This is a genomic window from Aeromonas sp. 30P (genome assembly GCF_051919805.1).
GTDB classification, from domain to species: domain Bacteria; phylum Pseudomonadota; class Gammaproteobacteria; order Enterobacterales; family Aeromonadaceae; genus Aeromonas; species Aeromonas veronii.
In genome coordinates this window covers 4734050-4754760 of the sequence record NZ_JBQBEA010000001.1, presented here as the reverse complement: position 1 = coordinate 4754760, position 20711 = coordinate 4734050, and the positions used below count along the sequence as shown (strand labels likewise).

14 protein-coding genes and 4 tRNA genes are annotated in these 20711 nt (G+C 59.9%); 5 read left to right on the top strand and 13 right to left on the bottom strand.

Annotation, left to right across the window (positions count from 1 at the left end):
• Window positions 1–17: 17 nt before the first annotated feature.
• From ACTG2B_RS22640 to ACTG2B_RS22600, 9 genes are all read right to left on the bottom strand, one after another.
• Entirely contained in the window at window positions 18–2606 is a 2589-nt protein-coding gene (locus tag ACTG2B_RS22640; RefSeq protein WP_439996877.1) for a DUF4118 domain-containing protein, read from the bottom strand.
• A gap of 126 nt (window positions 2607–2732) precedes the next feature.
• On the bottom strand, window positions 2733–3260 hold the full coding sequence (locus tag ACTG2B_RS22635) for a potassium-transporting ATPase subunit C (RefSeq protein WP_100644740.1): 528 nt from the start codon (window positions 3258–3260) through the stop codon (window positions 2733–2735).
• 62 nt (window positions 3261–3322) lie between these two features.
• Window positions 3323–5380 (bottom strand): potassium-transporting ATPase subunit KdpB, encoded by a 2058-nt coding sequence (kdpB, locus tag ACTG2B_RS22630; RefSeq protein WP_005355771.1) that lies wholly within the window; start codon window positions 5378–5380, stop codon window positions 3323–3325.
• Window positions 5381–5447: 67 nt separating this feature from the next.
• Window positions 5448–7142: a potassium-transporting ATPase subunit KdpA gene (kdpA, locus tag ACTG2B_RS22625; protein WP_439996876.1), complete on the bottom strand. Its 1695-nt coding sequence runs from the start codon at window positions 7140–7142 to the stop codon at window positions 5448–5450.
• Between the two features lie 457 nt (window positions 7143–7599).
• Window positions 7600–8949, bottom strand: coding sequence for a glutathione-disulfide reductase (gene gorA / locus ACTG2B_RS22620; RefSeq protein WP_005339280.1), 1350 nt, complete (start codon window positions 8947–8949; stop codon window positions 7600–7602).
• A 76-nt stretch (window positions 8950–9025) separates the two neighbouring features.
• The gene (locus ACTG2B_RS22615) at window positions 9026–10993 is read right to left on the bottom strand and encodes an ATP-binding protein (protein ID WP_005357149.1); all 1968 of its coding nucleotides are present in this window, start codon (window positions 10991–10993) and stop codon (window positions 9026–9028) included.
• Between the two features lie 118 nt (window positions 10994–11111).
• A complete protein-coding gene (locus tag ACTG2B_RS22610; RefSeq protein ID WP_005339270.1) occupies window positions 11112–14192 on the bottom strand; it encodes a multidrug efflux RND transporter permease subunit in 3081 nt (1026 codons plus the stop codon).
• 15 nt (window positions 14193–14207) lie between these two features.
• On the bottom strand, window positions 14208–15341 hold the full coding sequence (locus ACTG2B_RS22605) for an efflux RND transporter periplasmic adaptor subunit (protein WP_005339268.1): 1134 nt from the start codon (window positions 15339–15341) through the stop codon (window positions 14208–14210).
• Window positions 15338–15934 (bottom strand): TetR/AcrR family transcriptional regulator, encoded by a 597-nt coding sequence (locus ACTG2B_RS22600; protein ID WP_005339267.1) that lies wholly within the window; start codon window positions 15932–15934, stop codon window positions 15338–15340. The genes ACTG2B_RS22605 and ACTG2B_RS22600 overlap by 4 nt, the downstream gene beginning before the upstream one ends.
• A 232-nt stretch (window positions 15935–16166) precedes the next feature.
• Between ACTG2B_RS22600 and ACTG2B_RS22595 the strand changes: the two genes are divergently transcribed.
• The 5 genes from ACTG2B_RS22595 to ACTG2B_RS22575 all read left to right on the top strand — a co-directional run bounded on the left by ACTG2B_RS22595 (window position 16167) and on the right by ACTG2B_RS22575 (window position 17326).
• Window positions 16167–16243: transfer RNA gene (locus ACTG2B_RS22595), tRNA-Arg, on the top strand.
• A gap of 51 nt (window positions 16244–16294) precedes the next feature.
• A tRNA-His gene (locus ACTG2B_RS22590) sits at window positions 16295–16370 on the top strand.
• 20 nt (window positions 16371–16390) lie between these two features.
• A tRNA-Leu gene (locus ACTG2B_RS22585) sits at window positions 16391–16476 on the top strand.
• A 76-nt stretch (window positions 16477–16552) separates the two neighbouring features.
• Window positions 16553–16629: transfer RNA gene (locus ACTG2B_RS22580), tRNA-Pro, on the top strand.
• A 406-nt stretch (window positions 16630–17035) separates the two neighbouring features.
• Window positions 17036–17326 carry a ricin-type beta-trefoil lectin domain protein gene (locus ACTG2B_RS22575; protein ID WP_439996875.1) on the top strand — a complete coding sequence of 97 codons (291 nt, stop codon included), beginning with the start codon at window positions 17036–17038 and terminating at the stop codon, window positions 17324–17326.
• Window positions 17327–17360: 34 nt separating this feature from the next.
• Here ACTG2B_RS22575 and ACTG2B_RS22570 read toward each other — a convergent pair whose 3' ends face one another.
• The 4 genes from ACTG2B_RS22570 to trmH all read right to left on the bottom strand — a co-directional run bounded on the left by ACTG2B_RS22570 (window position 17361) and on the right by trmH (window position 20696).
• Window positions 17361–18176 carry a Cof-type HAD-IIB family hydrolase gene (locus ACTG2B_RS22570; protein ID WP_005339262.1) on the bottom strand — a complete coding sequence of 272 codons (816 nt, stop codon included), beginning with the start codon at window positions 18174–18176 and terminating at the stop codon, window positions 17361–17363.
• 89 nt (window positions 18177–18265) lie between these two features.
• Window positions 18266–19306: an alpha/beta fold hydrolase gene (locus tag ACTG2B_RS22565; protein WP_439996874.1), complete on the bottom strand. Its 1041-nt coding sequence runs from the start codon at window positions 19304–19306 to the stop codon at window positions 18266–18268.
• Window positions 19306–19965, bottom strand: coding sequence for a CatB-related O-acetyltransferase (locus tag ACTG2B_RS22560; RefSeq protein ID WP_115522701.1), 660 nt, complete (start codon window positions 19963–19965; stop codon window positions 19306–19308). The genes ACTG2B_RS22565 and ACTG2B_RS22560 overlap by 1 nt, the downstream gene beginning before the upstream one ends.
• Window positions 19965–20696 (bottom strand): tRNA (guanosine(18)-2'-O)-methyltransferase TrmH, encoded by a 732-nt coding sequence (gene trmH / locus ACTG2B_RS22555; RefSeq protein WP_021230464.1) that lies wholly within the window; start codon window positions 20694–20696, stop codon window positions 19965–19967. The genes ACTG2B_RS22560 and trmH overlap by 1 nt, the downstream gene beginning before the upstream one ends.
• Window positions 20697–20711: the final 15 nt, after the last annotated feature.

Sequence of the window (20711 nt, the reverse complement as noted above, 5' to 3'; positions counted from 1 at the left end):
GAGCTGGCGGTCAGCCATCAGACCTCCGGTGAATTGAGGGCGAGCGGCAGGGAGATGCGCATGCAGGTTCCGTTGCCATTGGGACCGGAGAAGGCCCAAATCTTGCCGCCGTGGGCCTCTATCATAGCGCGGGAAATGGCGAGGCCAAGCCCGGTGCCACGGCTGCCGCAATCACCCACCGGCTGGGTGTAGAAGAGGTTGAAGATCTTCTCCCGATCCGACTCGGCGATACCGACCCCGATATCGATGATGTCGATGATGAGGTCGGGTTCGGCCACCATCACCTTGAACTCGATGGGGGTACCTGCCGGCGAGTAGCGGGAGGCGTTGTCGAGGATGTTGACCAGCACCTGCTCGATCAGGGCGCCATGGACATAGAGCTGGGGCACATGCTGATCGATGTGTACCAGCAGCTTGTGCTGGCGCCAGGAGGAGTCGAGCCGCTTGCGGGCGCTCTCCACCAGATCGGTCAGGTCGACCCAGTCCCGCTTCAACTGGAAGTCGGGGGAACCTATGCGGGTCATATCCAGCAGGTTCTGCACATAGCTGTGCAGGCGGCGTGCCTCGTCCTGTACCGAGTGGAGCAGTTCGTTGCGATCATCCGGCGGGATCCGGTCACCATATTCCAGCAGAGTGCTGCCGGCACCCATGATGGTGGCCAGCGGCGTCTTCAAGTCGTGGGAGACCGAGGAGAGCAGGGCGGCCCGCATCCGGTCGGTTTCCGCCTGCAGCTGGCTGTCGGCCAGCCGCTCGTTGAGGTCGATCCGCGCCAGCGCGGCGCGAATGTCGGTGAGCAGCGCCTGCAGCTGATGTTCGGCAGAGGAGGAGAGCGGATTGGCCAGCGTTATACCGATCACCAGGTCATCGCTGAGGTGGTGATACTGCGCCTCGGCGGCATTGAGGGTGGCGGTGTGGGCACCGGCGCTCTGCTTCTGGGCCAGACACCAGTCGATGGCCGCCTTGTCGGTCTGGCCGGGTCTGTGCTTCTCGTTGCCGAGGCGGTCGTGAAAATCCTTGTCGATCACTACGGTCGGCTGGCCAAGCGCCAGCGAGATCGCTTGTGCCCCTTGTCTCAGGACCTCCTCCGGGCTGCTGGCGGTCGCCAGCCCCTGACTGAGGGAGAGCAGGGCATTGCCCAGCTGCTGGGTCTCGCGCAGGCCTATCAGCTGCTGGCGCTGGCGGGAGGCGAGGCGCCCCGCGGTCATGCCGACGATAAGCAGCACAAACAGGGTGAGCAGGTCGCTGTGGTTGGCGACGCTCAGGGAGAAGTAGGGGGCGGTGAAGAGCAGATTGTGGGCGATAAAGCCCAGCACCGCCGCCAGCGTTGCGGGCACCAGACTGGTGGTAAGGGCTGTCGCCAGCACCCCCAGCACGAAGATGAGCGGCAACGCTGCGGGGGGCAGCCAGTAGGAGAGTCCCCATGCAATGGCCGAGGTGATCCCCATGATGGCCACCGCCAGCAGGCTGTGGTGAATATCCTTCGGGGTCGGGACGCGCATCCCCACTTCGGGCTTCTGCTTCTCGGTATCGACCAGCGTGATTTCGAGCCCCTGCGCCTGCTTGAGCAGGTGCTGCACCAGCGAGCGGCGCCATGGCGCCTTGTGAGGTTTGCCGAGCAGAAGCTGGGAGACCTGCTGCTGTTCGGCGGTCTCCAGCAGGGTGTTGGCGACCGCCGGACTGGAGAGGGTCAGCACCTTGGCGCCGAGGTGGGAGGCGAGCGCCAGCGCCTGCTCCACATCGGCCGAGCGGCGGCCATTGCTGTCGACATGCACTACCAGCCAGGGGAGTTGGCGGCGCTGGGCAAAGCGGTGGCCGTAGCGCACCAGCGCCGAGCCGTGCAGGTCACCGAGGCAAACCATCAGCTTGCCCCGCAGCGGCAAGGTGCTCTTGCCTGCTGCCTGCCACTGCAGTTGCAGATCGCCCTCCACATGGCTGGCGGCGGTCTGCATCGCAAGCTCCCGCAATGCGGTGAGGTTGTTGAGGGAGAAGAAGGATTGCAGCGCCGCCTTGGCCTGATGGGGCACATAGACCTTGCCCTCCTTGAGGCGGCCGAGCAGCTCCTTGGGGGGCAGGTCGATCAGCACCAGACTGTCGGCTTCCAGCAGCACCTGATCGGGCAGGGTCTCTTTCACCCTGACCCCGGTCAGCTGCCACACCAGATCGTTGAGACTCTCCAGATGCTGCACGTTGAGGGTGGTGTAGACGTCGATCCCGGCGTTGAGCAGCTCCTCCACATCCTGCCAGCGCTTCTCGTGGCGGCTGCCGGGGGCGTTGCTGTGGGCCAGCTCGTCCACCACGGCGATGGCCGGTTTGCGGGCGAGCAGGCCGTCGAGATCCATCTCCTCCAGTCGCTGCTGGCGGTGCATGTGGATCTTGCGCGGCATGATGGCGAGCTTGTCGAGCAGAGCCAGGGTCTCCTGCCGGCCGTGGGTCTCCACCACGCCGATCAGGATGTCGACCCCCTCCTTGGCCTGTTCCCGCACCGCCTGCAACATGGCGTAGGTCTTTCCCACGCCGGGAGCTGCGCCGAGAAACACCTTCAGCTTGCCCTTGTGCTCCTGTTCCAGGCTCGCCAGCAGGGCGTCGGCCCTTACCTCATCACGCATCCCCATGCTCCTGCATCAGACTCGTCTGCAGGGCATCAGCGCTTGCTACATCAGCCATTGTTATCCCTATCGAGCCAACCGCCCGTTGCGAAAATCGAGGTCATCACCAAACCGGAATGGGCGCCATCAGGCGCCCTTTTTGTGATCCAGTTGCAGATTCAGCTGGAGAATGTTGACCACCTGCGGGCCAAGGATACCAGCTTGTGTGGCCGACTTGACCTGCTCCGTCAGTTGGGCGGGATCCAGTCCACGTTCTTTGGCGACGCGGTCGACCTGAGCCAGCACCGCATCCAGCGGCAGGTGGGGATCGAGGCCGGAGGCGGAGCGGGTCAGCATGGCGGGGGAGCGGGTTCCAGGCTGTGCCTTGGCCACCTGTTCTGCGAACTCTGCCCGCAGCGGTGAACTCATCCCCAGATTGCTGGCGCTGCCGCCTATGGTGTTGAAATCGCTGGCGGAGGGGCGGGGATGGAAGTAGTCAGCCCGCTCGAATTTCTGCCCCAGCAGGGCGCTACCGATCAGTTGCTGCTTGCTGTCGGTCAGCTGGCTGCCGTTGGCCTGCCAGGGGAACAGCAGTTGGGCCAGCCCGGTCACCGCCAGCGGATAACCCACTCCCAGCAGCAGGGTCAGGGTCAACAGGGTTCTGATTGCTATCATGATTCTCTTGCTCCAAAAGGATGGTTGGGGATGCGGGTCTGACCCGCATCCCGGTTATGTCGTTACACCAGACCCAGGCCGGTAATGACCAGATCGATCAGCTTGATGCCGATAAACGGCACCAGCAGGCCGCCGACACCGTAGATCAGCAGGTTGCGGCGCAGCAGGCTGGCGGCCGACCCCTTCAGGTCGACACCGCGCAGTGCCAGCGGCACCAGCGCCACAATGATCAGGGCGTTGAAGATGATGGCCGACAGGATGGCGCTCTGCGGGCTGCCCAGCTGCATCAGGTTCAACGCGCCCAGTTGCGGGTAGGCGGCGATGAACAGGGCTGGCAGGATGGCGAAGTACTTGGCCACGTCGTTGGCGATGGAGAAGGTGGTCAGGGCGCCACGGGTCACCAGCAACTGTTTGCCGACCAGCACCACATCCAGCAGCTTGGTGGGGTTGGAGTCGAGATCCACCAGGTTGCCCGCCTCCTTGGCGGCCTGGGTACCCTCGTTCATGGCCAGCCCCACGTCAGCCTGTGCCAGCGCGGGCGCGTCGTTGGCGCCGTCACCGCACATGGCGACCAGACGACCATCGGCCTGCTCCTGACGGATATAGGCGAGCTTCTTCTCCGGCGTCGCTTCGGCGATGAAGTCATCCACCCCGGCTTCGGCGGCGATGGCGGCGGCGGTTTTCGGGTTGTCACCGGTGATCATCACGGTGCGGATCCCCATATGGCGCAGGATCTGGAAGCGAGCCTTGATACCGGGCTTGATGATGTCCTTGAGGTAGACCACCCCCAGCAGTTTCTCCTGAGTGCAGACCAGCAGCGGAGTCCCACCCTGACGGGCGATGCTGTCGACTGACTTGAGTACCAGCTCAGGTACCGCCTTGCGGTCGAGGCTGAGGTAGTTCAACACGGCATCCACCGCACCCTTGCGATATTGATGACCGTTGCGATCAAGTCCGCTCAGGCGGGTTTCGGCGCTGAAGGGGATCACCTTGTCGCTCTCCAGCTGGCTCGGCTTGGCCATGCTCTTGCTGGCCAGAGTCAGGATGGATTTGCCCTCCGGGGTGTTGTCACCCAGCGAGGCCAGCATGGCGGCTTGTGCCAGCAGGGCGGGGTCGACGCCCGGTGCTGGGATCAGTTCGTCAGCCATCCGGTTGCCGAAGGTGATGGTGCCGGTCTTGTCCAGCAGCAGGGTACGCACGTCACCAGCCGCTTCCACGGCACGGCCAGACTTGGCGATGACGTTCAGCTTCACCAATCGATCCATACCGGCAATACCGATGGCGGAGAGCAGGCCACCAATGGTGGTCGGGATCAGGGTGATGAAGAGGGCGATCAGGTAGAGGCGCGGTACCTGGGTGCCGTTGTAGTCGAGGAACCAGGGCAGGGTAGCCACCACCAGCAGGAAGATCAGGGTCAAGCCCACCAGCAGGGCGTCGAGCGCCATCTCGTTGGGGGTCTTCTGGCGCTTGGCCCCTTCCACCAGTGCGATCATCCGATCCAGCGTACTTTCGCCCGGATTGTTGCTGACGCGCACCCAGATCTCGTCGGAGACGACCGTCGTGTTGCCGGTCACGCCGCTGCGATCGGTACCCGATTCGCGGATGACGGGGGCGGATTCGCCGGTGATGGCGGCCTCGTTGACCGAGGCGATGCCGGCGATCACCTCGCCGTCGGCCGGGATCATCTCGCCGCTGCGTACCAGCACCAGATCCCCCTTCATCAGGCTGGTGGCGGGTACCCACTCGCCCTGACCATCTTTGGCATTCGCCACCCGACGGGCCTTGAGCTGGCTCATGCCCGCTTTCAGGCTGTCGGCGCGGGCCTTGCCGCGCCCCTCGGCCAGGGTTTCCGCGAAGTTGGCAAACCAGAGAGTAAGCCAGAGCCAGGCGGTCAGCTGCCAGGCCAGCGAGGGGGCGACGCCGGAGAAAGGCTGCCCCAGCAGGGACTCCACGGTCGCCATGACTGCGGCCAGCCAGAGGGTGAACAGGATGGGGCTGCCAAACAGCGCCTTGGGATTGAAGCGATAGAGGGCCTCAACCATTGCCTGGATGATCTGTGATTTCTGTTTTTTGCCCTTCACCAACATGGTGTCGGTGCTCATTGCAGTGGACTTGCTCATTGGAAAGCTCCCAGCATCAGATAGTTGGCCATTGGCATCCGGATGGTGATCGACAGGGTCTGGTTCATCAGAATGCACCTCCGATCAGACTCAGATGTTCGGCCACCGGGCCCAGTGCCAGCACCGGCAGGAAGGAGAGGCCACCTATCAGCAGGACGGTGATGATCAGCAGGGTAACGAACAGCGGGCCGCTGATGGGGAAGTCCCCTTCGCTCGTCTCCTGACGGCGCGCGCGGGCCAGCTGACCGGCGATGGCCAGTACCGGAATGATGTAGCCGAAGCGACCGAGCAGCATGGCCAGACCGATGGCGATGCACTGCCAGTTGTCACCGGCGGCAAAACCGGCGAAGGCGGAGCCGTTGTTGCCGGCAGCCGAGGCATAGGCATAGATGAGGCGTGACAGACCGTGCGGGCCATCATGGCCGATGATGGTGCTGGCATCCGGCATCAGCAGGGTGACACCACCGATCACCAAAACCCCCACCGGCATGACCAGCATGCTGGCGACGACCCACTTCATTTCGGTGATGCCGAGGCGTTTGCCCAGATAGGTCGGGGTGCGCCCTACCATCAGGCCGCACAGGAACACGGTCAGAAGCACGAACAGCATCATGCCGTAGATACCGGAGCCGACCCCGCCGAAGATGACCTCACCCAGCAGCATGTTGATCATGCCCACCATGCCGCCGAGCGGAGTAAAGCTGTCGTGCATGGCGTTGACGGCACCGTTGGAGGCGGCAGTAGTCGCCACTTCCCAGATGCTGGAGAGCACAGGGCCGAAGCGGCTCTCCTTGCCTTCCCAGTTGCCAGCCATGTTGCTGGCGTCAGTAGTGAGCTGGGCGAGGGCGGGATCCGGTTTCAGCTCCTGGGAGAGGGAGACGAAGAGCCCCAGCACCAGCATGAGGGTCATGGCACCGAGAATGGCGCGGCTGTGGGCCATGTCCTTCACATAGCGGCCCAGAGTAAAGACCATGGCGGCGGCGATGGTGAGCAGGGCGACCATCTCCAGCCAGTTGGAGAGGGCTGTCGGGTTCTCGAACGGATGTGCCGAGTTGATGCCGAAGAAGCCGCCGCCGTTGGAGCCAAGCTGCTTGATGGCGATCTGCGAGGCCGCCGGGCCGAGGGGCAGCAGCTGCTCCTGACCTTCCACACCGTGGAACGACAGATAGGCGGAGAGGCTTTGCGGCACACCTTGCCATACCAGCACCAGCGCCATGATCAGCGCGATGGGCAGCAGCACATAGAGGCAGAAACGCACCAGATCCTGCCAGAAGTTGCCAAGGTTGATGGTCTGCTGACGGGCGATACCGCGGAACAGGGCAATGGCGACGGCGGCGCCCGTCCCTGCGGAGACGAAGTTCTGGGTGGTCAGGCCCACCATCTGGCTGAAGTAGGAGAGGCTGGCCTCACCGGAATAGGCTTGCCAGTTGGTGTTGGTCATAAAGCTGACCGCGGTGTTGAATGCCAGTTGCCAGCTCAGACCCGGCAGTTGTTGCGGGTTGAGGGGCAGCAACCCCTGAGCCATCAGGATCAGGAACAGCAGACCGAAACCGGCGCCGTTGAAGGCCAGCAGGCTGAGGGCGTAGGACTTCCAGTCCTGCTCCCGTCCATCGGTGCCACAGCAAGCCAGCGTGGCGCGCTCGACCGGTGCCAACCAGCGGATTTTGCCTTCAAATACCCGGTAGATGTAGTTGCCCAGCAGCGGTGCCGGCAGCAGAACCAGCAGCACGAAGGCCACCGGATAGATTATTTCTTGCCACATGTTCTAGTTCCTCACTCGTGACTGCGCGTGAGTGCGCGCATCAGATAGGCCATCAAGGCGAGGACGAGCAGCAGATATAGCCAATTCATATCGACTCCATTGAGATAATTAGCTGCGAGAGCCGATGTAAGACCATATCGACTCTGTTGGTGTCATTGACGCTGAAAAGGGTATGTAAAACAGGCGTAAAGGCGCCATAAAGCGCCATGTGGCAGGCGTAAAATCGGCGTAAAGAACGACGGATTTGCGAGAGAAATAGCGAGGAGGGATCAAAAAACCCGGCCTGAGCCGGGTTTGGGAGAAGGGGTTAGATGGTTGTCGAAGCCGGCTCCTCGTGAAAGGTCAACTTCAAACGTACCTATCGCATTGTCACGAACTCTTCAGCACTGGTGGGATGAGGCATGGGAACGCAGTTGTTGAAGTTGGCCTGATAATGACAGGCCAACTTCATCTGCCCTTAACGCATAGTGACGAACTCTTCTGCACTGGTCGGATGGATAGCCACGCAGTTGTCGAAATCAGCCTTGGTGGCACCCATCTTCATGGCGACGCCGAAACCTTGCAGGATCTCGTCCATCGCAAAGCCGATACCGTGCAAACCGACCACCTTCTCTTCCGGGCCGACGCAGACCAGCTTCATCCGGGTGGGCTGGCGATGCTGGGTCAGCGCAGAGTACATGGCGGTGAACTGGCTGCGGTAGACCTTCACCTGGTCCTCGCCGTATTCGGCGATGGCTTCAGGTTCGGTCAGGCCTATGGTGCCGATGGGCGGGTGGCTGAACACCACGGTCGGCACCAGATCGTAGTTGAGGTGCTCGTTCGGCTTGTTGTTGAACAGCCGTTCGGAGAGGCGACGGCCCGCAGCGACGGCCACCGGGGTGAGCTGGATGCGACCGGTGTTGTCACCCACTGCATAGATGTTGGCGACGGCGGTGTTCTGGAACTTGTCGGTCGGGATAAAGCCCTTCTCGTCCAGCGCGATGCCTGCGGCAGCCAGATTGAGGTTGTCGGTAGCCGGTACCCGGCCGATGGCCCAGATCAGGCAGTCGACGGTGAGGTGGCGACCATCTTCCAGTTGCAGGGTCAGGCTGTTGTCAGCGTTTTTGAGCACGGCTTTGGGAATGGCGTGGGTGTGCAGCTTGGGCCCTTCCTGCGCCATGATTTCGACCAGTGTCTCGTGGATCATGGGGTCGAAGTTGCGCAGCGGCGCGTGCTTGCGCACCACCAGATGGGTCTCTGAGCCGAGCGCCTGCATCACCCCTGCGATCTCGACTGCGATGTAGCCCGCACCCACTACGGCAACCCGCTTGGGTTGGCTTTGCAGGTCAAAGAAACCGTCGGAGTCGATACCCAGCTCGGCTCCCGGGATCGCCGGAATTTCCGGGCGGCCACCGGTAGCGATCAGGATATGATCGGCCGTGTAATGCTCGCCATTGACCTCGATGGTGTTGCTGCTGACGAAGCGGGCGAAGCCCTTGATGACGGTGATCTGGTTCTTGCCCAGCACGTTCTGATAGGACTGGTGAATGCGGCCGATGTAGGCCTGGCGGGACTCGACCAGCTTGGCCCAGTTGAAGTGGTTGAGGGTGGTGTCAAAGCCGTAGTCGGCGCCATATTTCAGGGCATCGGCGATCTGGCCTGCATACCACATGGCCTTCTTCGGTACGCAGCCTACGTTGACGCAGGTTCCACCCAACTCTTTGGCTTCAATCAGGGCAACTTTCTTACCGTACATGGCAGCCCGGTTGGCAGAAGCAATACCGCCGCTGCCGCCGCCGATGGCGATATAGTCAAAATGCTGTGCCATTGCGAGGTTCTCCGCTCATTAAGAATGCAATCACAGCATGATGGGGATAAAGCGGCTGGCTCACAAGAGCCAGCGCTCAGTTATGTTGGATCGGCAGGCGAATATGGAACTGGGCGCCCTGGCCCGGTTCGCTGGCACAGCTGATACGGCCTTTCAGCAGTTGCACCACCAGGTTGTAGATGATGTGGGTGCCCAGACCGCTGCCGCCCTGACCCCGCTTGGAGGTAACGAAGGGATCGAAGATGCGCGGCAAGATTTCGGGCGGGATGCCGCGGCCGTTGTCCGAGTAGTCGATAAACAGCTCCTCTCCCTGCTGTTCCACCTTGATGGTGATCTTCTTCGGTTTGTCCCAGTTGTCGAACCCGTGGTTGATGGAGTTGAGGATCAGGTTCGAGTAGATCTGGGTAAAACTGCCCGGGAAGGAGAAGATAGACAGCTTGGGATCGCACTGGATATCCACTTCGCACTGGCTCTTCTTCAGTTTGTGGCCAAGCGATACCACCACCTGATGGAGGTTGTCGGCGAGACTGAAGTTGTAGCGCGCTTCCGATGACTGATCGACCGCTACCTGTTTGAAGCTGGCAATCAGCTCGGAGGCGCGCCGCAGGTTGCTCTGCAGCAGCTGCATCGACTCGTCGAGGTTGACGGTGAACTCGTTGAGATAGGAGCGCGACAGCTGCTTGGAGTCGATATGAGACTTGAAGTCGGCGACCCGCTCCTGCAGGTAGGAGGAGGCGGTCACGCTGATGCCGATGGGGGTATTGATCTCGTGTGCCACCCCGGCCACCAGCGAGCCGAGGGAGGCCATCTTCTCCGACTCCACCAGGGTTTGTTGGGCCTGTTTCAGGTCGTCGTACGCCTTGCCCAGCTGGTTGTTGGCTTCGCTCAGGCTGCGGGTACGCTCCACCACCTTGCCTTCCAGCTGCTCGTTGAGCTGGATAATCTCCCGCTCGACCTTTTTCAGCTGGGTGATGTCGTAGCCGAAGCCGATCTGGTACTTGAGGTTGGGACCATCGTAGAAGGGTACGAAGGTCCATTGCAGTACCAGCTCATGAGCCTGCTGGTCATGCATGATGACCTCTTTGTCTGATAGTGAACCTTCCGCCGCCAGAATATCGTTCAGCTCTTCCCGTTGCGCTGGGCTGACAAAGAGATCCAGCCAGTTGTGCTGCAACAGCTCCTGCTGGTGGTAGCCGGTCAGCAGTATGGCTGCCGGGTTGATGCTGGCGATGGTCAAATCTGGTTCCATGCAGCAGATGACCATGTTGGCGGAGTTGATCAGGGTGGCGGAGAAGTCCCGCTCCTTTTGCAGTTGTTCGACCGCCTGATGGCGGGCAACCAGCTCGTCACGCAGTCGGGTACGCATCTGGTTGAGGGTGGAGACCAGGGTATCCAGCTCATCGGGTTTCTTGCGTGGCTGCGGGCGGCCTTCCAGCTCCAGCGCCATGTCGAGCCGATCGAGGTTGAACTTCTGGGCGTAGTTGGCGATGCGGTTGATGTGCCTGACCACCAGATAGTAAATGATGATCAGGATGCAAAATGAGACCACCAGGGTCTTGATGGTCTGGCTGACCATGATCAGCACCGATTTTTCGATGAGGCGCTGGTAGATCTGCTCGAGAGAGGCGGCAACGAACAGCTTGCCGACGATTTCACCCTGATAGGTGAGGTTGAATTCGCGGGAGATATCATAGCTTTCCCGCTCGACCCCCTGGGTCAGCAGCGGGACTTCGGAGTTGCCGAGCATCTCCTTGACCATCACGAACTGCATGTTGGGCAGGTTCATGATCCCTTCAATTTGCACTTTGACCTGCTCTTCATCCAGGTTCCACAAGCTGGCGGCGATGGGTTGCAGGAACGAGGCCTCGATCTGGCCGATGCTGTCTTCGATGACGGCAACATCCTTGCGGTAATCCCAGGCGAGTTGCAGCGCCGTAATGATCATCGCCAATACGGTACTGCAGACCAGAATGTAGGAGAGCAGGCGATATGAGAGTCCGTTGCGGCCTACGGCCCTGGCGGTCTTGGTGAAGAGTCCTGACATGGCGTCCTTGCGGTCTGGATGTGGTGTTTTTTAGTTTAACTGCTTCATGCACTTATGTCGTCTTTCCTGCGAAGCATAAAAAAGGCCCCGTATCGGGGCCTTTGCATGTGATTGATGATTAATGTCCACCGTTTGCTTTGGGCGGAATGGTTTCATCGAATACCGGCAAGGGTTTGTGCTCGGAAGCCAGATAGGTGTAGATCACCGGCAGTACGAACAGGGTAAACAGGGTACCGATGGCAAGACCAGCCACGATGACGATACCGATACTGAAACGCTGTGCCGCACCGGCGCCAGCGGCGTAGAGCAGCGGGATCAGACCGGCAATCATGGCGGCCGTGGTCATCAGGATCGGACGCAGACGCACCTTGGCAGCCTGCATCACAGCTTCCATCCGGTTCATGCCGCGCAGCAGCTGCTCTTCCTTAGCTACTTCACAGATCAGGATACCGTGCTTGGTAATCAGACCCACCAGAGTGATGAGGCCCACCTGGGAGTAGATGTTCATGGTCGCCATCCCCCATGCCAGGGCAATCAAGGCCCCGCTGATGGCGAGTGGTACAGAGACCATGATGACCAGCGGGTCACGCACCGACTCGAACTGGATTGCCAGCACCAGGAAGATGATGGCCAGTGCCAGCGCGAAGGTGGCATAGAGCGCATTGCCTTCGGTGACGAACTGACGGGCTTCACCCATGAAGTCGTAACGATAGCCTTGCGGCAGCTTCTCGTCGGCGGTGGTCTGGAACCAGTTGATCGCATCACCCATGGCCACGCCCGGAGCCGGAACGGCGCCTATGGTGGCAGAGTTCAGCTGGTTGAAGTGGGGCAGGGCGCGGGGCTCGCCAACCACTTCAATGCTGATCAGGCTGCCGAGCGGGATCGACTTGCCGTCGGCGGCCCGCACGTAGTAGCCCTTGATGGACTCCGGATTGAGACGGTACTTGCGCTCGACCTGCGGGATCACCTCGTAGGAGCGGCCATCCAGGTCGATACGGTTGACGTAACCGTCCGCCATCATGGTGCCCATGGTGATTCCGATATCCTGCATGGTGATGCCGTAGGCACCCGCCTTGTCCTTGTCGATGCGGATCTTCATGGTGGCGGAGTCGTAGTTCAGATCGAGATCCGAATAGACGAACTGACCGTTACTCTGTGCCGCTGCCAGAATTTCACCGGCCACCAGGAACAGGCTTTCGAAGCTGTTCGGGGTGGTGATGACGAACTGGATCGGCAGACCACTCGATGCACCCGGCAGTTCCGGGAACTGGAAGGTGGTGATGGCCATACCTGGGATGTCTTTCACCAGATTGGCGACCCGGTCCAGCACCTCTTTCTGGCTCGCTTCACGCTGGCTCCAGGGCACCATGGAGGCGATACCGAACGCCTGGTTGGCGTTGAACACCCCTGAGAAGACCTGGGAGAAGGCGATCTCGGGCTGGTCGTCCAGGATCTTGTTCACATCCGCCATGGTGTTTTCGATGTAGTCCAGGTTGGCGTTGGACGGTGCGGTACCCAGCACGGCCATTACCCCCTTGTCCTCTGACGGTGCCAGTTCGCTCGGGATGAACTTGAACAGCAGCGGCAGGCTGGCGAAGACGATGACGGCGAATACCACGATGACGGGGCGCTTTTTCATCACGGCGTGCAGCATGCTGTCGTAGCGATCGGTCATCCGCTCCAGCAGGTGGTGGACTGTGCTCTCGAATTTGCCCGGCTTCTCGTTGGCCTTGAGCATCTTGGAACACATCATCGGTGACAGAGTCAGGGCGATGATGCCCGAGACGAACACGGCGCCAGCCAGAGTCAGGGCAAACTCCTTGAACAGGGAGCCTGTTATACCACCCATCAGGGCGATAGGCGCGTATACCGCCGCCAGGGTGACTGTCATGGCGATAACCGGTACCGCGATCTCGCGGGTACCGATAATGGCGGCCCGGAAGGGTTCTTCCCCCTCCTTGATATGGCGGTCGACGTTCTCCAGCACCACGATGGCGTCATCCACCACCAGACCGATCGCCAGCACCATCGCCAGCAGGGTCATCAGGTTTATCGAGAAGCCGAACATATCCATCATCATCACTACGCCGATAAGACTGAGCGGAATGGTGATGATCGGGATGATGACCGCGCGGAACGAACCGAGGAACAGGGTGATGACCACCAGAACGATAGCGGCTGCCTCCAGGATGGTCTTGATAACCTCGTGGATGGACTCGTTGATCGCCACTGTTGAGTCATACATCACGTTGAGACGCATGGTGCTCGGCATATTGCGCTCAAGGCTCGGCAGCAACGCCAGCACATCGTGGGCGATGTTGATGGGGTTGGCTGTCGGCGCAGCGTTGACCGCCATGACCACTGCTTCGCGGCCGTTGGCGCTGGCACGATAGATGTCGTGGCTCTTCTCGAGGGTCACCTTGGCAATGTCGGAAAGGCGGATCACCTTGCCGTCACGGGTAGCAACGACCAGACGCTTCAGCTCGTCGACATCCTTGACCTGGGTCTCGGCGTTGCCGTTGAACAGGGTGAAGTAACCGGTCGCCTGACCTGTCGCGGACTGATAGTTGTTGCTGTTGAGCACCGTCATCACGTCACTGGCAGTCAGGTTGAAGGCCGCCATCTTGGCCGGATCCAGCCATACCCGCAGGGCAAACTCGACACCACCGTAGAGATCAACCTTGGAGACCCCGCCCACGGTAAAGAGCTGCGGCTTGATAACCCGCTCCAGATAGTCGGTGATCTGGCTGGAATTGAGCTCCGGGCTGGTAAAGCCGAGGTAGAGCACCGCCGTGGTTGAACCGGTGGAGGAGGTGACCGACGGGTCTTCCGCCTCTTTCGGCAACTGGGAGCGCACCGAGTTCACCTTCGCCAGGATGTCGGACAGCGCGGCGTTGGGGTCGGTGTTGAGCTTCATGTACGCAGTGATGGTGGAGCTACCCAGCTGGCTGGAGGAGGTCATGAAGTCGATGTTGTCGGCTTGCGCGACCGCCTGTTCCAGCGGCTGGGTGATGAACCCCTGGATCAGATCAGAACTGGCGCCATAGTAGCCAGTGCTGACGGTGATCACCGTGTTGGTCACCTCGGGGTATTCCCGTACCTGCATCTTGAAGATGGCCTGAAAGCCCAGCAAGGCGATCAGGAAGCTGAGCGAGATCGCCAGCACAGGCCGTTTTATAAATATGTCAGTAAATCGCATCGCAGATCTCCGCGCTTACAGCATCGGGGTTTGTGCCGGAACGGCCAGGGCATCGTTCTCGACCACATGCACCTTGGTGTCGTTGCTCAGGCGAACCTGACCCGACAGTACGATCTGGTCACCGGCCTGGATGCCGGAGAGCACATGCACATCGTTGCCACGGCGCTCACCAGCCTTGACCACAACCTGCTTGGCTCGCAGCACTTTCACCTTGTTACCCTCTTTGTCGGTCTCTTCGCCCTCTTTGAGCACATAGACGTTCTGACCGTAAAGGGTGAAGGAGATAGCGGATTGCGGGATCACGATCTGATCTTTCACCGTCGGCAGAATGATGCTGGCGCGGGCGAACATACCGGAACGGAGCTGGCCGTCGTTGTTCGGAATGTCTGCCTGTACCTGGATCAGGCCGCTCTGGAAGTTGACCGCAGGCTCGATGGCGGTGATGTGACCATCAAACTGGGTTTGCGGATAGGCATCCACATTGATCTTGATGGTCTGGCCCAACTTGATTTTGGAGATATCGGTCTGGGGCACGGTGAAGCGCAGGCGCATCACGCTGGTATCTTCCAGGCGCACGATATCTGTGCCCGGCTGCAGATACTGACCGAGGAACACATTGCGCAGGCCGACCACGCCGCTAAAGGGCGCACGGACTTCACGACGGGCAATGGTCGCCTTCAGACTCTCGATATCCGCCTCCAGCGAGCGATAGGCCGCTTCCGCCTCATCCAGCTGCTCTTTGGAGATGGAGCTGGTCTTGTAGAGGTTCTGGAAACGATCGAACTTGGCTTTTGCCGCCGGTAGCTTGGCCTGGGAGGCGCGCAGATTGGCCCGCTCCACGGTGGAGTCCAGGCTCAGCAGCAGTTGGTCGGCCTTGACCGGCTTGCCCGACTCGAAGGTGATGGCGTCAATGGTACCTGCCAGTTCGGTGGAGAGGGTCACCCCCTGATTCGGCTCGATGAAGCCGATCGCTTCGATGGTCGGTACCCAATCCTGCGCCTTGGTCACCATGGCGGTGACGGGGAACTCGGGTTCCGGCCGGTTGGCCATGTATTGGGCAATCATCTTCTGTTTGAACAAATTGAAGCCGATGACGCTGCCAAACAAGGCGATCGCTATCAGCAACATAATGGCCATCCACTTTTTCATGAACAGGCTCCTGAGGTGGAAAGATTGGGGGATAAAATGGCATTCCAGCTGGCCCGGATCGCGGTTTCCAATTGCGATTCGGTCAGCGTGATGTTGTGAACCCTGCACTGCAGGGCTAGATGCATGACACTGTCCAGACTCAACACCTGGAGTGCCCGTATCGGTAAATCAATAAACAATCCTTGTTCAACGCCCTGTTCAAAAAATCGGTCCAGAGGCTCCCAGGCGGCCAGAATGACAGGATTGGTCTCCAATTCTGCCCCTAGCGGAGAGCTCTCGTACTGCAATTTGCACCGGATAGCGTTGGGTTCGTTAACAAAAATGGCATGAATATTGAGCCATAATTGGCGAAATTGTTGAAATGAAACTTTATCGATTGCTACATCGGCCATGACCATGGGCACACACTGCAAGATAGTGTGCTGGTGCAGTTGCCGGATCAGATCATCCTTGTCGCCGAAGTAGCGATAGATGGTGCCGGTGGCAACATTGGCCTTCTTGGCGACTTCCGCAATCGACAGACCATGAAAACCCCGTTCACCCAGTACCTCATGGGCCGCGTTGAAGATGCTCTCTTTTTTATCCAGAATCATCAGTGTGACTTTCGATTGAATGAACGTTCATTCATTCTAGATGGGCATCAAATCAAGTCAAGGCAGCAAGGCGATTTGCGACTGCGATCAGCCCCTTTTCGGCTGTCAGCAGGGGAATAGTGGAAGAAAAGTGCGCAATGTGCTTGAAAAAACAACGAACAGTGTTTCGGTGACAGAAAAGTGTAGACAAACCAGCAACCATCATTAATAATGCGCCCCGTTCGACAGCGTAGCGCCCGTAGCTCAGCTGGATAGAGCGCTGCCCTCCGGAGGCAGAGGTCACAGGTTCGAATCCTGTCGGGCGCACCATAAAAAGTGCGTCGGTTAAACGGGCGTTGTTGTGGAACGAAAACAGCTGTGGTGGCTGTAGCTCAGTTGGTAGAGTCCCGGATTGTGATTCCGGTTGTCGTGGGTTCGAGCCCCATCAGCCACCCCATTTTACAGCTTGTCAGGTACGCGAAGGTGGCGGAATTGGTAGACGCGCTAGCTTCAGGTGTTAGTGCCCCCCGGGTGTGAGGGTTCGAGTCCCTCTCTTCGCACCATACTTGCTGTATGACGAGGATGACCATCAGGTCGTCTTTGTTTTTTTGAAGTAAACTATTTTGAAAGAAATAGCCTCGGTGATTAGCGCAGTCCGGTAGCGCATCTGGTTTGGGACCAGAGGGTCAAAGGTTCGAATCCTTTATCACCGACCACATTTAGAAAAACCTCGCTTCGGCGGGGTTTTTTGCTTTCTGGCCTCCGCTGGGCCAGCACTCTCTCCCTGTTACGTCTGTTTACACTCTATTTGGGCAGCGCGCCCCGCCTTTCGGTTATGCTTCAGTCTCGAGTCACTGACAACCGGATGTCATCGGCCCATTTCAGGCATTTTTCCATGAATAACAAAATTTCCTTTGCTTGCTCTCCCGCCCTGCTGGCTGCCTTGCTGCTGGGTGGCTGTACCATCAAGCCGCCATCCACCGATGTGATGATGGGCTCCATTGCATCACAACCGCAGGAGGAGCGTTCTCTCTCCCCCTTGCTGACCAGCGGTGATTTTTGCGTTGCGGTGTCCCAACAGAAGGTGTTGGCACAACCTTGCAGCGGAAAAGACGATCAAGAGTGTTCGAGTGGGATCTGGGTGAGTTGCGCCTGCAGGATCTCTGCCTGCAAGCCAAAAACGACAGCGAAGTGATGCTGGCACCCTGTGACGGTCAGGCGCAGTGGGAGTGGCAGAAAGACAGGCTGTTCAACAGCAAGGTCTCCCGTTGCCTCGATGTGGCCGGGCGACGCCATACCCCCGGCACGCCGCTGCGACTGGCTGAATGCTACGGCGGAGCGAACCAGAGCTTCAGCTGGCAGCGGCCCAATCCCTGGCTGGAAACCCTGAAAAAACAAAGCCTCACATGGTGAGGCTTTGCTGAATCGGATGTCGGGATGAAGAGGATCAGGCAGCGCTGACGCTCTCCAGCTCGAACAGCTTCTCCAGATAGACGGCGACGCCATCTTCATCGGAGGTGAGGGTCTGCTCATACTCCGGCAGCGCCATTTTCAGGCGGTCATGGGCGTTGCCCATCACGATGCCGCGTCCCACCATGGTCAACATCTCGAAGTCGTTCATGCCATCGCCGAAGGCGATCGCCTCCGACATGTCGAAGCCGTTCTGCTCCAGCACGGCCCGCACAGCATTACCCTTGTGCACCCCGGCGTGCATCACTTCGAGGCAGTCCGGCAGGGAGAAGGTGACGTTGAGCTGATCGCCATAGCGCTGGTTGAGGTGCGCCTCGATCTTCAGCAGCTTCTCGTGGTCGCCGATGTAGAACACCTTGTTGATCTGCTCTTTCGGTTCCTGCTTCAGGTCATCGACCAGACGGTAGGTGAACCCTGACTCGTCGTGGAACTGCAGCAGCCAGGGCAGCTCCTCTTCCACCACCCAGTCATCACCCTGATAGACATTGAGGTGGATAGAGGGGTCGCGCTCCAGTGCAATCAGTTCGGCGGCGATCTCGGTCGGCAGCGGCTGGTTGAAAATCAGCTGATCCTGTTTGTCATGGACCACGGCGCCATTGGAGGTAATGAGGTAGATGTCCATCCCCAGCGCATCGCGGAAGCTGCGAACGTCAACATGATGACGGCCGGTGGCGACCACGAATTTCACACCTTGTTCTACCAGGCGGTGCAGGGTATCCCGGGTACGGGGAGAGATCTGGTGCTGCTTGTTGAGCAGAGTGCCATCGAGATCGGATACAACTACCTTGAACATCATTACCTCGGCATCGATTGAAAACAGGGGCAGTTTACCTTAGCCCGCACTGTCACCCCATTTATTTAGGGTTACAAAAAATAGCCAGCTCAGAAGCGGGCGAAAAAGTCGACCATCGCGGTCAGGGCGGGCTGGCGCTTGTCATCGGATTCGATAAACAGCTCGTGCCAGGCACCCTCGATGCGCAGTGGTTTGCCCCCTTCGCACTTGGCAATGGTGCAGAAGCGATCCTGTGCGGCATTGTCCACCACGCTGTCGTTGCCAGCTTGCAGCACCAGCAGCGGGGTTTTGATGGCGTCCGCATCGGCGATGGCGGCATCGGCACCGGTGATCCCCTGATAAATCCAGTGGGCGGTCGCGCCACCCAGCTTGATCTGCGGGTGCTGTTCGTAGATTTGGCGGAAGGCCTGATAGCGTGACTGACTGTGAGTCAGCTCGTTGTCGGCAAAGCCGTGATCCTGATAGGCGCCCTGACCGGGGCCGTAGGGAGGCTCGCCAAGCCAGCCGCCGACCGTGCCTATGGTGCTTGCCAATCCCTTGGCCAGCCACTTGGGCAGACCGCCGAGATTGATGCCCAGCATGGGGGAGGAGAGCACAGCCGCCTTGATATCATCGGGCCAGCGTTCCAGATAGCGGGCCGAGATGGCTCCGCCCATGGAGTGGGCCAGCAGGAACAGCTTGGCAGGCTGGTCCGCCATGATTATCTGGTCGTGAAACTGCTTGAGATCGAGCACATAATCGTCGAACTGGTCGACATATCCCTTCTGCGGGTCATTCAGCATCCGGCCAGACATTCCCTGGCCGCGATGGTCGATGAGATAGAGGCTGTAGCCCTGACGCCAGAGATCCCACGCCAGCTCCTGATACTTGAGGTAGCTTTCGACCCGGCCATTGACGATGAGGATGGCGCGATCAACCTTCTCCTGCCGCAGCGCGGCATAGCGGATGGTCACCCCGTCCTTGCCCTTGAACTCTCCTTCCACCGCATGCTGGCGCCAGAAGTCGGGCAGGGTTTGCTGGTAGAGGCTGGGTACATCGGCTTCGCTGGTGAGCTGATAGGTATTGGTCACGGCAAGGGCTCCGGCAGAAAACAGGGTCAGGGCCAACAGGGAAAGAGAGAGGGGTTTCATCAGGCACACTCCTGTTGCCAATGGTGATAAAGGGCGGCGATATCCCCCGAGCAGAGCAGCGCCATGCTGGCTTGCAAGCGGGGCAGGGGCCAGTCCCACCACTGCATCTCTTGCAGCATGAGGATCTGCTCATCACTGAAGCGACGGCGGATCGGTTGGGCCGGGTTGCCACCGACTATGGTGTAAGGGGCCACATCTTTGGTCACCACGGCGCGGGTGGCGATGACGGCGCCGTCACCTATGGTGATGCCGGGCATGATCATCGCTTCCGAGCCGATCCAGACGTCATTGCCAATTCGGGTGTCCCCCTTGCGCAGAAAGCCGCTGCGGGTCCCTTCGCCAAAGGTGTCGGGATTGAACGGGAAGGTGGAAACCCAATCCAGCCGGTGGCCCTGATTGCCTGCCAGCATGAAGGTGGCGCCCGAGCCGATGGAGCAGAATTTGCCGATGATCAGCCGATCCACCTCGCCCCAGAGGCCGCTCTCCCAGGTGTCGCGGGTCGAGCCATCGCCGAGCAGGTAGCGGACGCAGTGATCCTCGAACGGCTTGCCGTGGTAGTAGCCGGAGTAGTAGCTGTAGTCGCCGGCCTCTATGTTCGGGTTGGTCAGGTGATCCCGGATGATTTGCGATTCCAGCCAGCTGCCAAAAAGGTTATCCATCACTCCTCCTGCGGATCGTCCTGCTCGCTCTGCTGCGCCCACCCTTTGCGGGTCAGCTGCATCCGTTGCCACCACTCTTCGTCCGCCAGAATTTCACCGGCCGGGCCGAGCTGGGGGTAGGGCATCTCTTTCTCTTTGCAGAGCTGGGCATAGATAGGATAACCCCCCTCGAACAGGATGCTGTTCTGCTCCTCCAGCGTGAGCGGGCAGCCGCGTTGATAGCAGCCGGCCAGCTCGCGCTGGCGCTGGGCTTCGTAGAGGATGGCGGCAGCAGCCACCGAGACGTTGAGGGATTGCACCATGCCCACCATGGGGATGACGATATGGTGGTCGGCCAGCGCCAGCGCCTCTTCACCGATGCCGTGCTTCTCCTGGCCCACCAGAATGGCGGTCGGTTTGGTGTAGTCGATAGCGCGAAAATCGACGGAGCTGTCGGAGAGGTGGGTTGCCAGGATCTGCATGCCTGAAGCTTTCAGCTCGGCAACGGCTGTGCCGATATCCGGGTGCAGTTTTACATCCACCCAGTTCTGGCTGCCGCGGGCGGTGCCCTTGCGCTTGTGGATCCAGGTTTTGGGCCAGACGGCGTGTACCCGGTGGATGCCGATGGCATCGGCGGTACGCACGATGGCGGCCAGATTGTGAGGTTTGTGTACCTCTTCCATACAGACGGTCAAATCGAGCTGACGCTGGGCCAGCATATCGGTGATGCGCTTGAAGCGTTCGGGGGTCATGGTTGTCTCTTAAAA